This is a genomic window from Caballeronia sp. LZ001 (genome assembly GCF_031450875.1).
In the GTDB taxonomy this organism is placed as follows: Bacteria; Pseudomonadota; Gammaproteobacteria; order Burkholderiales; family Burkholderiaceae; genus Caballeronia.
Genome location: NZ_JARTVX010000003.1, coordinates 437,556 through 451,236 on the forward strand (window position 1 = coordinate 437,556; position 13,681 = coordinate 451,236).

Here is a 13,681-nt window from a genome sequence, read left to right on the forward strand (position 1 = left end):
GGTTCGTGCTGCGCGGATTCTAGTTCATGCGGGTGCGCTCGCGCTGTTCGTGCTGCATGGCCGATGTCTCCATCAAGTGCAAACAAGCCCATGCTGAATGCAACAACAGCTTACAAAAACCTTGATTGATACCATGCGCGAGCCGTAGAATGCGAACCATTCTTATTTGACGAGCGTCGCTGGCATGTTGGCAATTGCGTTGAATGATCTTCCGAAGGCGTGCTGACGTGCGGCCCGTTCTGGTTCGGCTCCATCGATGGCTCGGCGTCGCGACAGCGCTCTTTTTGTTCGTGTCCGGTCTCACCGGCGCGGTGATCGCGTGGGATCACGAAATCGACGCGTGGCTCAATCCGGCGTTGTTTTACGCGCGCACGGAAGGCGCCGCGTTGCCGGCGCTCGAACTCGCGCATAAGGTCGAAGCCGCCGATCCGCGCGTTCAGGTGACGTATCTGCAACTCGGCGCCGAACCCGGCCACACGCTGCAGATGCTCGTCACGCCGCGCACGAACCCGGCAACGGGTGCGCCATTCGATGTCGATTACAGTCAGGTCGCGGTCGATCCGGCAACGGGCGTCATTCAGGGCAAGCGGCTGTGGGGCACGGTGTCGCTGGCGCGTATCGATCTGATGCCGTTCCTCTACAAACTGCATTACACGCTGCATCTGCCGGTGCTCGGCGGCATCGATACGGGAACGTGGCTGCTCGGCATCGTCGGGATTTTGTGGTTCTTCGACAGCGGCATCGCGCTCGTGCTGTCGTTTCCGAGCGTCAAGGCATGGCGCAAGTCCTTCGCGTTTCGCTTTAGGCGCGGCGGTTATGCGCTCACGTTCGATCTGCATCGGTCGGGCGGCGTCTGGATCTGGGGCTTGCTGCTGATGGTCGCCATTACTTCGATATCGATGAATCTTGGCGATCCGGTCGTGCGTCCGCTCGTCTCGCGCCTCTCGCCGCTCGCGCCGACCATGTTCGATAACCCGGAACTCACGCGCGCGGCGCCCAAGGGCAGCACGGCGTTGCCGGCCGAAAGCGTCCTCGCGAACGCCGTCGCGGATGCAAAGCGCCTCGATATCGCCGCACCGCCCGGCGCGCTGTATTACCTTCCGGCGATGCAAGCTTACGGCGTCGGCTTCTTCGCTCCGGGCAACGATCACGGCGACGGCGGTCTCGGCAACGCCTGGCTTTACTACAACGGCTACACCGGCAAGCTCGCTGGATCGTCGATTCCTGGACGCGGGTCGGCCGGCGACATCTTCATGCAGGCGCAGTTTCCCTTGCATTCGGGACGCATCATTGGCGTGACCGGACGTGTGCTCATCAGCTGCGTCGGCGTCATGGTGGCGATTCTCAGCGCGACTGGCCTGATGATCTGGCTGCGCAAACGCACGGCGCGCTCGCGTTCGGCGGCGTCGGCACGCGAACGCGTCGCACGCGGCCAGTCGGTTTCGTCCTGATTTGCTGGGCGGCATCGGCGGGTGCTTCGTGCATGACCTGAGAGTGGAAGACGCCTCTGCGAGTCGAAAGACCGCCGAGGCGTTTTTTTGTGGCGCGTGCGCGGATTCGCGGGACGGCGAGACCCTGTGCAGTACCATCACTCGGTGCATGAAAAGAAGACATGGAGCACTCATGAATGCATCGGAACAGATCGACGAATTGATCGCGGGAATCACCGACTGGCGCGGCGAGACGTTCGCGGACATTCGCCGCGTGGTTCTCTCGGCGGACCCGCGCATCATCGAGGAATGGAAGTGGATGGGCAGCCCGGTCTGGTCGTGCGACGGCATGATCGCGGTGGCCAACGCGCACAAGGGTAAGGTGAAGCTGACCTTCGCGCACGGCGCGGGTATTGCCGATCCGGACCAGCTCTTCAACGCGGGCCTCGAAGGAAACGCGCGACGCGCCATCGACTATCTCGAAGGCGACAAGGTCGATGCCCGCGCTTTGAAGGCGCTCGTGCGCGCGGCTATCGCTTATAACCAGACCAAGCTCAAGAAGAACGCGCCTGCGCGCAAGCGGGTGAAGGCGGGTAGCGAAGGCTGAACGGCGGACATAACGCGGCGTCATCAATCCAATAACCTCAAAGCCATTTTTCGCATCGAATACGCGCTCTACCATTCGACTCATCGTTTCATAACGAACACGGAGAGTCGATCATGTACGTCATCACGGGAATCAGCGGAAAGGTAGGCGGCGCGCTCGCCAAGGCATTGCTCGACGCGGGTCAGACGGTCCGCGCGGTCGTGCGCGATGCAAAGAAGGGCGACGCGTGGAAGGCGCGCGGCTGCGAGGTAGCGCTCGCCGACATGACGGATGCGCGAGCGCTCGCGCATGCGTTCGAAGGCGCGACGGGCGTGTTCATTCTTCCGCCCTCGGATTTCGATCCGGCGCCCGGCTTTGCGAGCGCGCGCGAAGTGATCGATGCGATCGTCGCCGCTATCGCGCTAGCGAAGCCGAAGAAGATCGTTTGTCTGTCGACCATCGGTGCGCAGGCGAAAGAAAGCAATCTGCTCTCGCAACGCACGCTGATGGAAGAAGCGTTGAGCAAACAGCCGATTCCCGTGACCTTTCTGCGTCCGGGCTGGTTCATGGAAAACAGCGAATGGGACGTCGATACGGCGCGCAACGAGGGCATCGTCCATTCGTTCCTGCAGCCGCTCGATCGCGCCATCCCGATGATTGCCACGGAAGACGTCGGCCGCACCGCCGCCGCCTTGCTCCAAGAGGAATGGAGTGGTGTGCGGTATGTCGAACTCGAAGGCCCGCAACGCGTCAGCCCAAACGATATCGCAGCGGCGTTCGCGCAGACGCTCGGTAAGCCGGTGCGCGCGCAAGCCGTGCCGCGCGAACAGTGGGAAGCGTTATTCGTGAGTCAGGGCATGCGGCATCCCACGCCGCGCATGCGCATGCTCGACGGCTTCAACGAAGGCTGGATCGACTTCGAAGGCCCGGTGGAGCGTGTCCGCAAGGGCTCGGTCTCGCTGCTGGCGGTGATCGGGAAACTCGTTTCCTCGCGCTGAAGTTTCAAGGCGCCGCTTCGGTCTGCGCACGCGCGAGTTCCGCGTGCGCTTCATCCACCTTGCGCTGGCGCTCCGCGATCTTCTTCGCGCTCTTGCCTTCGGTCTTCGCTTTCTGCAGATCGTGCTCGCGTTCGGCGAGCTTCTTTTGCGCGGATGCGACCTTGCGCTGGCTCTCGTTGCGTAAGGACGCTTCCGTGCAATTGGCGTTCAGTTTGCCAAGTGCGGTTTCCAGGCCATCGATACGACTCGCATTGCCATGCGCACGCGCATAGGTAATTTCCTCTTCGATCGAGGCGCGCTTCGAGTCGCAACTGGTCTGTGCGGAACAGAAAAGCGGCATGGCCGCCATTGCCAGACATGCCGCCTTGAACGCCGTTTTCATAGTCGATCCTCGCGATGAATGGTCCGTCAGCATAGCGCAAAGCGCTTGACCCATTTGCCTGCTTGCGCCAACTTGCCGGTTGCGGATCTTTCGATCGAAACGAAAGATGGCTTGGAATGACCGGCGCTTCATTCACGCACGCGCGAAAGCACGGCGAGCGCGGCGAGCAAGCCCGACGTCTTATCACCAACGCAGCAAGCGCGGCCCGAGCCATGCGCCGATAGCGGCAGGCATGAGCATGCCGATGGCATACCACACGCTCCAGAACGCGGGGCTCATCTCCGGGCAATGCAGGCAATACGCTAGCGTGGCGAGCGAGCTTGCGAGTAAGCCCGCGACCGCCCCAGCGAGCCGCAAACGTGTGGGTGCAAGCCCCTTGACGGCCCAAAACACGGCCGGAAACGTCGGCAACGATAGCAGCGTGATATTGAACGGACAACTGCGCCACGAATGCCCAAGAACGAGCGGCGCGCGGTCCACGGGAAGCGCGGCCGCGAGGACGAACGCCCCGGCGACCCACACGACGACGAACGGTAGCACCACGAGTGCCCACGCATGACCCGCGCGCGCGCCCGGCCTGCCGAGCCGCGTCACGGCGAGCAACGCGCCGATGCCGACGCACGAGGGGAATGCGATCTTCGCCCAGAACATCGCGGTGCCCGCGACGCTGCGCAAGTCGGGCCGCATTCCATAGACCATCAGCATCAACACGACGGAGCCGAGCACACCGAGCGGCAACGCCTCGCCGAAGCGTCGTGCAATGGCCGCGCGATCGACGCGCGTTGCGCCATTCGAGAGGAGATCGATCAGGTCATCGGTTTTCATCGGATACCCCGGATGCGCGCGGCAAGCGCCTTCAGGCCGCGATGCACGCCCACCTTCACCGCCGACTCGGACAGCCCCGTGATGCGCGCCGTTTCGGTGACGGAAAGGCCTTCGAGCTTGACATGAACGATAGGCAAGCGCTGTTTGTCAGGAAGATGTTCGAGTAACTTGCCGATGTCGTGACGCGCGCGCGCGGGTTCGTCGTCGCTGAGCGCGAAGAGGTCGGTATGGTCGTCGAGCGGGTCGTTCAGCGATTCGTGACGCGAGCGCGAGCGGAAGAAGTCGGTCAGCTTGTAGCGGGCAATGGCATGCACCCACGCCGTGAGCGGTTCGTCCGGCCGATACGTATGCCGCGCATTGTGCACGGCGAGCAGGATTTCCTGCACGAGGTCTTCGACATCTTCGCGATGCTGCGGAATACGTTTGCGCAGATAAGCCCGCAAATGCCGCGTCAGCGCCTGCAGGAATTCGCGGTAGGCAGTCTGCTCGCCGTCCAGGCCGAGCACGAACAGAGCCTTCAGGCGGTGTTCCGCGTCATGCAAGATGGGTCCTGTGTTGACGAGGCGACGAATGGGCGATTCCGCATTGCGCTGCGTGGCCGCGCGGTCACGTTCACGTTCTGGATCGGTCGATCCAGAATAGCCGAAGCCAAGATGCGTCGCAACATTGGCGCTGATTGCGTGCAACGTGCCGTCGGTGTTCATCGTCATCGTCGTGTAGTGGAAGGGTCGACCTGGGTAGTTCGTTGCAAAGCGTCCCGTGGTTACAGTTTCTTTGCATCGATAAAAATGATGTGTCGCTGTAACCGGCGGCGCGTTGGCGGCGAATTACTCGGAACACAACCGCGTGGCGCCCCGAACGATCATGCAAACCACTCTTGTCGATCAGCCTTCTGAACCCGTGCATCCGCTCTGGCTGCGCGTCTCGCACTGGCTCAATGCCTTTGCCGCTTTCATCATGCTGTTCTCGGGATGGCGCATCTACGACGCATCGCCCGTCTTTCCCGGCTTCGTCATTCCGCCATCGATCACCCTTGGCGGCTGGCTCGGTGGCGCGTTGCAATGGCATTTCGCGGCAATGTGGCTGCTGTTCTTCAACGGCATCTTCTATCTGATACTCAATCTCGCGAGCGGCCGTTTCCTCGCCAGGTTCTTCCCAGTGTCGCCACGCGCCGTATGGCGTGACCTGGTCGCGGCGCTTACCGGCAAGCTCTCGCATGGCGACTTGCGCCAGTACAACGCGGTGCAGAAGCTCGCGTATCTCGTCGTCGTGATCGATCTGATGGTGCTCGTGCTCTCAGGGCTCGCGATATGGAAGTCGGTGCAGTTTCCGCTGCTGCGCGAACTCATGGGCGGCTATGACCGGGCGCGCGTCGTCCATTTCTGCGCGATGGCGGTGATGGCGGCGTTCATCGTCGTCCATGTGGCGATGGTCGCACTCGTGCCGCGTTCGCTTCTGACCATGCTGCGCGGCCGTTGAACCGATACGAGACTCCACGATGAAACCCAAGGACAGAAGCATCATGACGCTCGATCGCGCATCGATTCTCGCGGATGCGCGGCGCGAACTCGATATGCCGTCGCGGCGTCTTTTCGGCAAGCGCCTGTTGTCGCTCGGCGGACTGGCGATGCTCACCGGCTGCTCCATCACCGACGACGACTCGGTGAACACATTTTTGACTGCGGTATCGCGGCTCAACGACCGCGTGCAAGGCGCGCTATTCGATCCCGCGCGGCTCGCACCGACCTACACGGAAGCGCAAATCACGCGGCCGTTTCCATTCAACGCGTTCTACGGAATCGACGACGTACCGAGCGTGAATGGCAGCGACTATCGGCTGAAGGTGAGCGGGCTCGTGGCGGGGCAGCGCGTATGGAATTTGCCGCAGCTTTACGCGCTGCCGCATGCCGAACAGATCACGCGTCATATCTGCGTGGAAGGCTGGAGCGCCGTAGGACGTTGGGGCGGCACGCCGTTCTCGGAGTTCCTGCGTCGCGCCGGCGCGGATACGACGGCGAAGTACGTCGGTTTTCGTTGCGCGGACGACTACTACGAGAGCATCGACATGCCGACGGCGCTGCATCCGCAGACACTGCTCACTTTCGATTACGACGGCGAACGCTTGCCGGCGAAATACGGTTATCCGATGAAGCTTCGCATGCCGACCAAGCTCGGCTACAAGAACCCGAAGCATATCGTCGAGATCTTCGTCACGAACACGTATCCCGGCGGCTATTGGGTCGACCAGGGCTACAACTGGTTCGGCGGTTCATGATCGCCGCTCGTTGAAATCCGGCTTTGGCCGGAGCAGAAGACTCAACCTCACTCACTCAAGGAGAAGTAGCATGAAGAAATTGATGACGGCAGTTTTCACCGCGGTCCTTTCAATCGGCACGACGGCCGCCTACGCGCAGGCAAGCGATACGATGGCGCAGGGCTCGATGAGCAAGGACAGCATGTCTCACGATCCCATGAGCAAGGACGCGATGTCGCATGACTCGATGGGCAAGGGCGACAAGATGAAGAAGCACGACAAGATGAGCAAGGATCACGCGGCTTCGGGCGCGATGGCGCAGTAAGCGCAAAGGCCGGGAGTGATATCCCGGCCTTATTCCTTTTAGGACAGATGCGCTTCAACGCCATGCGAAGCGACAACCGCTGCGGCAACGAGCATCACGAAGACTCACGTCCCGCGCACCACCGCCATCCTGTCTTCACCGTCTCGACTTCCGGCACTTCGCGCCACCATTTCTCACCGCGATGCGGCTCGACCAGATTCAGCCGCTCGCCCATGCGCGGCGTCGCCAGCGCGATACCCCGTGCAAGCGCGAGCCCAGTCACGCGCTCGAACGGTTCCTGCCAGCGATGCATCGCCAGATCGAACGTGCCGTTGTGAATGGGCACGAGCCAGCGGCCGCGCAAGTCCACGTGCGCCTGGACGGTCTCCTCGGGCTGCATGTGCACGTAGGGCCATTGCGCATCGTAGGCGCCGGTTTCGATGAACGCGACATCGAACGGTCCGAGCCGCTCGCCGATGGTCCGAAATCCTTCGAAATAGCCGGTATCGCCGCTGAAGAACACGCGCAAGGCGTCATCGACGATCACCCACGACGCCCACAAAGTGCTGTTGCCATCGAAGAGACTGCGGCCGGAAAAGTGCTGAGCGGGCGTCGCGGTGAATGCGAGGCCGTCTAGCTCCACGCTTTGCCACCAGTCGAGCTGGCGCACCTTGCTCGCGTCGATGCCCCATTCGATCAGCCTGTCGCCCACGCCGAGCGGCGTCAGAAACACGTCCGTCGTCGCGGCGAGCGCAAGCACGGTCTCGCGGTCGAGATGGTCGTAGTGATCGTGTGAAAGGATCACGCCGCGCAACGGCGGCAGGTCGGCAAGCGCGATGGGCGGCGCATGAAAACGCTTCGGCCCGACATTGCGGAACGGCGATGCGCGCTCGCCGAACACCGGATCGGTCAGCCAGAACTCGCCGCGCAGTTTGAAGAGCAGCGTGGAGTGGCCAAGGCGAAAGAGGCTGCGGTCCGGCGCGGCATCGAGTTGCGCGCGCGTCAGTGTCAGCACGGCCGGCGGCTCTACGGGCGCGGTGCCGCGCGGCTTGTTGACGATCATGTTCCACATGATGCGCAAGGTCTTGCCCATGCCCTCGGCCGGACGCGGCTTGACATTGCGAAAGCGCTCGCCGTCATGCTGCGGCGACGTATGCGACAGTTCGCGTCCGCGCCTGGCTGCGGTGAGTCCGAGCGCGCGGCTGATCGAGGCGGTAATCGACGTCATGGCAAATGGCATCCGGTTGGTGCAGCAGGAAAGTAGACTGCCCAGTGTAGTTTATTTTCGAGATGAAAGTAAACCGCTCAGTGTAAAATTGCCTGATGGAATCGAACGCTGACCAACCTCGTCTGACCGACCGCAAACGCGCCGCCATCGTGAGCGCGGCGGTTGAGGAATTCATCGCCTCGGGTTATGACGCCACGAGCATGGACCGCATCGCGGCGCGCGCGGGGGTATCGAAGAGAACGGTCTACAACCATTTCGACGGCAAGGACGCGCTGTTCGCGGCGATCCTCCATCAGTTGTGGACCGCAAGCCAGTCCGACGACGCTCCTGCCTACGACCCTCGATCGCCGTTGCGTGCGCAGTTGCTCGACCTGCTTGCGCGCAAGTTGAATCTGTTGAACGACGCCGCGTTTTTATCGCTTGCGCGAGTGGCGATTGCGGAGGGCATTCATTCGCCCGAGCGCGCGCGGGAAATGGTCGGCAAGCTTGGCGAGCGCGAGGAAGACTTGACGCGATGGATACGCGCCGCCGCCGCCGATGGCCGCCTGAATGTGGCGTCGGACCCGGCGTTCGCGGCGCAGCAGTTGCATGGCATCGTCAAGGGATTCGCGTTCTGGCCGCAGGTCACGATGGGTCAATCGCCCTTGTCCAAGCGCGAGCAGAAGCGGGTGGCGGAAGCGGCGGTGGATCTCTTTCTGGCGGGGTATGGCGTGCCCGATTCATCGTCGAAATAACTTCAATTTTTCCCTTAAAACAAGGTTCGAACGAATGAGACTGAAAGGAAAAGTAGCGATCATCACGGGCGCGGCGCAGGGCATCGGCGCGGCCACGGCACTCAAGTTCGCGCAGGAAGGCGCGATCGTCGCGGCATGTGACCGCAACGCGGAAGCGCTGGGAGCGGTGGTCGAAGCGTGTCGGCAAGCGGGCGCCGAAGCGAGCGCATTTTGCGTCGATATGTCGGATCGCGAGCGCGTCGACGAGATGGTGGCGACGGTGCGCGACCGCTATAAGCGCATCGACGTGCTCGTGAACAATGCGGGCATCACGCGTGACGCACGCCTGCAGAAAATGACGCTCAAGCAATTCGACGATGTCATCGACGTGAATCTGCGCGCCGTCTTTCACGCGAGCCAGGCCGTGGTCGATGGCATGATCGCGCAAGGTTCGGGCGTGATCCTGAATGCGAGTTCGGTGGTCGGCATCTACGGCAATTTCGGGCAGACCAATTACGCGGCGGCCAAGTTCGGCGTGATCGGTTTCACGAAAACGTGGAGCCGTGAACTCGGGCCGAAGGGCATCCGCGTGAATGCGGTTGCACCCGGTTTCGTCGATACCCCGATTCTCGCGACCATCCCCGCCGAAGTGCTAGAAAAGATGCGCGCCGATGTGCCGCTCGGCCGTCTCGGCAAGCCCGAGGAAGTCGCGAATGTCTATGCGTTCCTCGCAAGCGACGAAGCCAGTTACGTCAACGGCGCGGTGATCGAGGTAGCGGGCGGCATGACGCTTTGAAGGTTGGCGTTCAGCCCGGTTCCTTCACTTGCCCGGCTTGCGCGGCGGCGTCTTGCGCCGCCTCTTCTTCCGCACGCCAGCGCTGACGCGATCGATACATCGTCGCCAGCGCAATGCGCGCCATCTTCACCCAGCCCGAACGGCGCGGATCGGCCAGCATGCTGAGCGCGCGCGCGTAGTCGAGCGTCAGGCCCGGCGTCCATGCCATGGTCGCCGCGCGCTTGCGCACTTGCGCCGCCACCCATAGCTCGGGCGTCGTCATGATGCGCACGAGCGGATTCCACCCGCCGCGCTTGCCCCACACACGCGCCGATGCGCCTTCGATGGCCGCTTCGAGCGCGCGCGCCACGGTGCTCGAACAGTTGCGGTACGTGAGGTTGTAGGTCGTGTCGCGCTGATATTCCTGCCAGAAGCGCGCGAGCCTTTCAGGATCGTAATTACGGATGCGTACCTGTTGCGTCGACGGGCACCATGCTTTCGATTCGGTCGCGTAGTCGGGTTGAAACATGCCGGGCACATCGTTATCGCGGGTCGCACGCAAGAGGCGCGAGAACTCGTCCGGCGAGCGGTCTATCTCCACCGCCGGATACAGGCTGATATACACGCCCTCGGGCGTTTCGAGCGCGGCATGGCCGGTCGAGATGGTGCCGTTGCGGTCGACGGCGGCAATGTACCGGTCGATGATCAACTGCCTGCGCGGCTGCATCTTCGCGGTGCCGACCGGCGTCCATACATGCACGGTCAAGGCGGCTTCGTCGGGTCCGGGAGGGCCGTCCCAGACGACGCCCGCGACCGGCGTGCGTGCCGCCTGCACGGACGCCTGCGATGCAGCTGCGGCGGCCGCGGCGTCATCGGCTGCGGGGTTGCGCGCGAGACGCCGCACGCGCGAGGCGAGCAGCAGCATGTTCCATCCACCGAAGAAAAGGCCGAACGCCACGCAATAAGCCACCGTGCCCGCGTAGTAATCCGGATACGGCTGGTAGAAGAAAATGGCGATGGCGATCTCGAACACGCCGCCTGCCATCGCGAGCTTCCAGCGGCGATAGCGGACCACGCGCGCGGAGACGATCTGCAACGCGCCATCCACGAGAAAGAGCGTGCCGAAGATGAGCGACAGCACGAAGTTGCCGCGCTCGCCGCCGATCAGCACGAGCAGCGCCGACAAAGAGAACGCCGCGCTCTTAACGTAGCGCAGCGTGCGTTGCCCGCCCATGCCGGTCCACGCAACCGCAAGCGTGGCGAGTCCTTCGAGCAGCAAGGCGAGCGCGAACGGGATGATGGGAAAGTACAGCGAGCCGTCGAGGGCATCGACGAAAATGACTCCGCCCAGCGCGATGCTCAGAAAGCCGAGCACCATGACTTCGCGCCAGCGCGTGCGCAGATAGTCCACGCCGAGAAGAATCATCACGAGACGAACCATGTCGAAGCTCCGTCGAACTGTTCGGTGCGTGGAGTGCGTCCATTCGCAAACGACGCGGCCACTCACTATATAAAGCATCGGACGGGGAAGCGGCAAGCTCGCGATGACAAGCCCTAACCTAACGCCTGACTGGCGATGGCGTATTCGATCGATGTGGCATCGACGGGCAAGGGACCATTGCGCACCACGCGCTCGATGCTGTCGACATGCGGCAAGCCGAGGCCTTCGAGCCATGTCGAAAGTCCGAGCCTCGCGGGGGTATCGACACGTACGAACATACCTGCATGCAGCGCGAGCCAATAACTGATGAGCGCTTTCGCGCGGCTTTCATTCGGCGAGTCGGGCGCGACCACCGGGCCAATCACATGACCGTCGCCGAAGCGCCGGAACAATGCGAAGCCGAGCAACTCGCCGTCGCGATCGAGCGCGATACCGCTTGCGACATCGAGCAATTGCGGCAGCACGGCGCTGCGATCCAGCCCGCTTGCACGCGAGGCGAGATCGACCAGACGCGGCGTGTCGTTCGCGCCGATGGGCCGCAGCCGCTCGCCCGGCGGCAGCGAAACGAGCGGCGGCTGAAACGCCGCGCCCTGATGCTGATGGATGGTGCCGGTCTTCTCGAAGCCGAGCGTTTCGCATAGCGCGAGCCCGGAACCGATCGCATGCATGACGACCGTGCGCGCGCCGAGTTCCCGTATGTGCCGCTCGATCAGCTCACGGCCGATGCCGAGTTGCTGATGCTCCGGCGACACGATGAACATGCCGATGGACGCGGCCTCCACACCGAACTTCCACGCGAGCGCCGTACCGACCACCGCGCCGGAAGCGTCGACGGCGGCGATGCCGCTGCTGGTCCGCGCGGCAAATCGCCAGTCGTCCGGGCGATGCCGCCACCGGACGGCGCTCGACAACGCGTGTCCTGCCGCGATGTCGTCGGGCGTGAAAGCGCGATATCGAATCGCCTCGTGCTGATTAGAGTCGGGCACGCCGGCCTCCTGGTTCTGAGCGTTCTGTAGACGGTTATCGCGACTGTGACACCGCACAACGCGCATGACTAGGACGATCTTCCTATCAAGCGTTGCGCTTTTGATGCAATGCAAAACCACGGGTTAGGCGTGCAAGAACGCGCCCGATATGCCGATTGCGCAATTTTGTCAGCGAATTATGCCGGGCCTTCGGACCTAAGATTTCATACGACATCAACGCATACAAGGCCCAAGCACATGGACCGTTTCGATCCCGCCGTCATTGCCGTGCCGCGCGGCCACTTCATCGGTGGCGAGTTCGTCGATGCAGGCACCACGCGCATCGACGTCACGCGGCCTTCGGATGGCGTCGCGTACGCATCCATTCCAGTCGCCGATGCGGCCATGATCGACCACGCCGTGCAGAACGCCTACACCGCGTGGCGCACGAGCGGCTGGGCAAGCTGCGCGCCGCGCGAGCGGGCCCGCGTGCTGCGCCGTTTCGCGGATCTCGTTGCCGCCGACGCCGCCACGCTCGCGCCGCTCGAAGCGCTCGGCTCCACGCGTCCCGTGCGCGATGCATTCAACTGGGACGTGCCGTTCACCGCCGAAGGCATCCGCTTCTACGCGGAACTCGCCGACAAGATCGGCGGTGAGGTCGCGGCGACGGATCATCGGCATCTCGGCATGACCATGACCGAGCCGTATGGCGTGATCGGCGCCATCGCACCGTGGAATTTTCCGCTGGTGATGGCGTCATGGAAGATCGCGCCGGCGCTCGCGGCCGGTAACGCGGTGGTCCTCAAGCCTTCGGAGATGACGCCGTTTTCGGTGCTGCGTCTCGCCCGGCTGGCGCTCGAAGCCGGCGTGCCGCCAGGCATCTTCAATGTCGTTCAGGGCGATGGCCGCACGACCGGCGACGCGCTCGTGCGTCATCCGCGCATCGCCAAGGTGACGTTCACGGGATCGACACGCACGGGCGCCGCGATCATGGCCGCCTGCGCCGAAACCGGCACCAAGCCCGTGACGCTGGAACTGGGCGGCAAGAGTCCGCAGATCGTCTTCGCGGATGCCCCGCGTATCGATGAAGTCGCGCGGCGTATCGCCGGTGCGATCGCCGGCAACGCGGGCCAGGTATGCGTCGCGGGATCGCGGCTCCTGGTCGAGCGTTCGATCGCGGATGAGCTCGCCGAACGCATTGCGCATGTATTCGGCGAACTGCATGCCGGACCGACCTGGGCCGCCGACACCACCTTGCCGCCGATCATCTCCGAGCCGCAAGCCGCACGTATCGAAGCGATCGTGCAACGCAGCGTCGCGAGCGGCGCCGCGCTGCGCTGCGGCGGAGAACGCCCGCATGCCGCGACGCCCGGACCGTTCTATGCGCCGACGCTTCTGACCGGCGTGACACAGGAAACGGAAGCCGTGCGCCACGAAATCTTCGGCCCGGTGCTGACCTTGCAGGCCTTCGACAGCGAAGAGGAAGCGCTCGCACTCGCCGCTCACCCCGACTATGGCCTCGCCGCCGGCGTGCACACGGCGGACCTCGGCCGCGCGCTGCGCATGGTGCGCGGCATCGAGGCGGGCACGGTGTGGGTCAACCGCTACGGCCGCACCAGCGACTTCGTGATTCCCACCGGCGGCTACAAGGGTTCGGGCATCGGCAAGGACCTCGGGCGGCAAGCCTTCGAAGCCAATTTGCGCCTCAAGAGCGTGCTGATCGACATCGGTCAATGAACGATCGATCGTGCGTCGGAAACGCGCCGCATAAGCTGCTGCG

The 13,681-nt window shown here is 63.3% G+C and carries 15 protein-coding genes; 9 read left to right on the plus strand and 6 right to left on the minus strand.

All coding sequences use genetic code 11. The annotated features are described in order from the left end of the window. Positions 1–227 precede the first annotated feature (227 nt). From P9292_RS06425 to P9292_RS06435, 3 genes are all read left to right on the plus strand, one after another. Complete coding sequence (locus P9292_RS06425; RefSeq protein WP_309958375.1) at positions 228–1,451, plus strand: PepSY-associated TM helix domain-containing protein; 1,224 nt, start codon at positions 228–230, stop codon at positions 1,449–1,451. Between the two features lie 172 nt (positions 1,452–1,623). Continuing rightward, positions 1,624–2,037, plus strand: a complete 414-nt coding sequence (locus tag P9292_RS06430; protein WP_244830100.1) for a DUF1801 domain-containing protein — start codon at positions 1,624–1,626, stop codon at positions 2,035–2,037. 113 nt (positions 2,038–2,150) lie between these two features. After that, positions 2,151–3,014 carry an NmrA family NAD(P)-binding protein gene (locus P9292_RS06435; RefSeq protein WP_309848132.1) on the plus strand — a complete coding sequence of 288 codons (864 nt, stop codon included), beginning with the start codon at positions 2,151–2,153 and terminating at the stop codon, positions 3,012–3,014. 4 nt (positions 3,015–3,018) lie between these two features. Here P9292_RS06435 and P9292_RS06440 read toward each other — a convergent pair whose 3' ends face one another. From P9292_RS06440 to P9292_RS06450, 3 genes are all read right to left on the minus strand, one after another. Continuing rightward, complete coding sequence (locus P9292_RS06440) at positions 3,019–3,396, minus strand: DUF1090 domain-containing protein (RefSeq protein WP_250468453.1); 378 nt, start codon at positions 3,394–3,396, stop codon at positions 3,019–3,021. 183 nt (positions 3,397–3,579) lie between these two features. Beyond that, complete coding sequence (locus tag P9292_RS06445) at positions 3,580–4,221, minus strand: DUF1109 domain-containing protein (protein WP_250494149.1); 642 nt, start codon at positions 4,219–4,221, stop codon at positions 3,580–3,582. After that, positions 4,218–4,763 (minus strand): sigma-70 family RNA polymerase sigma factor, encoded by a 546-nt coding sequence (locus P9292_RS06450; RefSeq protein WP_250469490.1) that lies wholly within the window; start codon positions 4,761–4,763, stop codon positions 4,218–4,220. The genes P9292_RS06445 and P9292_RS06450 overlap by 4 nt, the downstream gene beginning before the upstream one ends. 322 nt (positions 4,764–5,085) lie before the next feature. Between P9292_RS06450 and P9292_RS06455 the strand changes: the two genes are divergently transcribed. The 3 genes from P9292_RS06455 (at position 5,086) to P9292_RS06465 (ending at position 6,800) form a co-directional block, all read left to right on the plus strand. Further along, complete coding sequence (locus tag P9292_RS06455) at positions 5,086–5,700, plus strand: cytochrome b/b6 domain-containing protein (protein ID WP_309958376.1); 615 nt, start codon at positions 5,086–5,088, stop codon at positions 5,698–5,700. Between the two features lie 19 nt (positions 5,701–5,719). Further along, a complete protein-coding gene (locus P9292_RS06460) occupies positions 5,720–6,496 on the plus strand; it encodes a molybdopterin-dependent oxidoreductase (protein ID WP_309958377.1) in 777 nt (258 codons plus the stop codon). 70 nt (positions 6,497–6,566) lie between these two features. Continuing rightward, positions 6,567–6,800: a pentapeptide MXKDX repeat protein gene (locus tag P9292_RS06465; protein WP_309848131.1), complete on the plus strand. Its 234-nt coding sequence runs from the start codon at positions 6,567–6,569 to the stop codon at positions 6,798–6,800. Positions 6,801–6,894: 94 nt separating this feature from the next. Here the strand turns inward: P9292_RS06465 and P9292_RS06470 are convergent, their stop codons facing one another. After that, positions 6,895–8,007 carry an MBL fold metallo-hydrolase gene (locus P9292_RS06470; RefSeq protein ID WP_309848130.1) on the minus strand — a complete coding sequence of 371 codons (1,113 nt, stop codon included), beginning with the start codon at positions 8,005–8,007 and terminating at the stop codon, positions 6,895–6,897. Between the two features lie 95 nt (positions 8,008–8,102). Here P9292_RS06470 and P9292_RS06475 point away from each other — a divergent pair, with 95 nt between their 5' ends. After that, positions 8,103–8,741 carry a TetR/AcrR family transcriptional regulator gene (locus P9292_RS06475; RefSeq protein WP_250468447.1) on the plus strand — a complete coding sequence of 213 codons (639 nt, stop codon included), beginning with the start codon at positions 8,103–8,105 and terminating at the stop codon, positions 8,739–8,741. A 34-nt stretch (positions 8,742–8,775) separates the two neighbouring features. Then, positions 8,776–9,516 (plus strand): beta-ketoacyl-ACP reductase, encoded by a 741-nt coding sequence (locus tag P9292_RS06480; RefSeq protein ID WP_244830109.1) that lies wholly within the window; start codon positions 8,776–8,778, stop codon positions 9,514–9,516. 10 nt (positions 9,517–9,526) lie between these two features. Here the strand turns inward: P9292_RS06480 and P9292_RS06485 are convergent, their stop codons facing one another. Both P9292_RS06485 and P9292_RS06490 read right to left on the minus strand, forming a co-directional pair. Next, a complete protein-coding gene (locus P9292_RS06485) occupies positions 9,527–10,936 on the minus strand; it encodes an HdeD family acid-resistance protein (RefSeq protein ID WP_244830110.1) in 1,410 nt (469 codons plus the stop codon). A 113-nt stretch (positions 10,937–11,049) separates the two neighbouring features. Then, positions 11,050–11,922: a GNAT family N-acetyltransferase gene (locus P9292_RS06490; RefSeq protein ID WP_309958378.1), complete on the minus strand. Its 873-nt coding sequence runs from the start codon at positions 11,920–11,922 to the stop codon at positions 11,050–11,052. A gap of 237 nt (positions 11,923–12,159) precedes the next feature. Here P9292_RS06490 and P9292_RS06495 point away from each other — a divergent pair, with 237 nt between their 5' ends. Next, on the plus strand, positions 12,160–13,638 hold the full coding sequence (locus tag P9292_RS06495; RefSeq protein ID WP_309958379.1) for an aldehyde dehydrogenase family protein: 1,479 nt from the start codon (positions 12,160–12,162) through the stop codon (positions 13,636–13,638). Positions 13,639–13,681 lie beyond the last annotated feature (43 nt).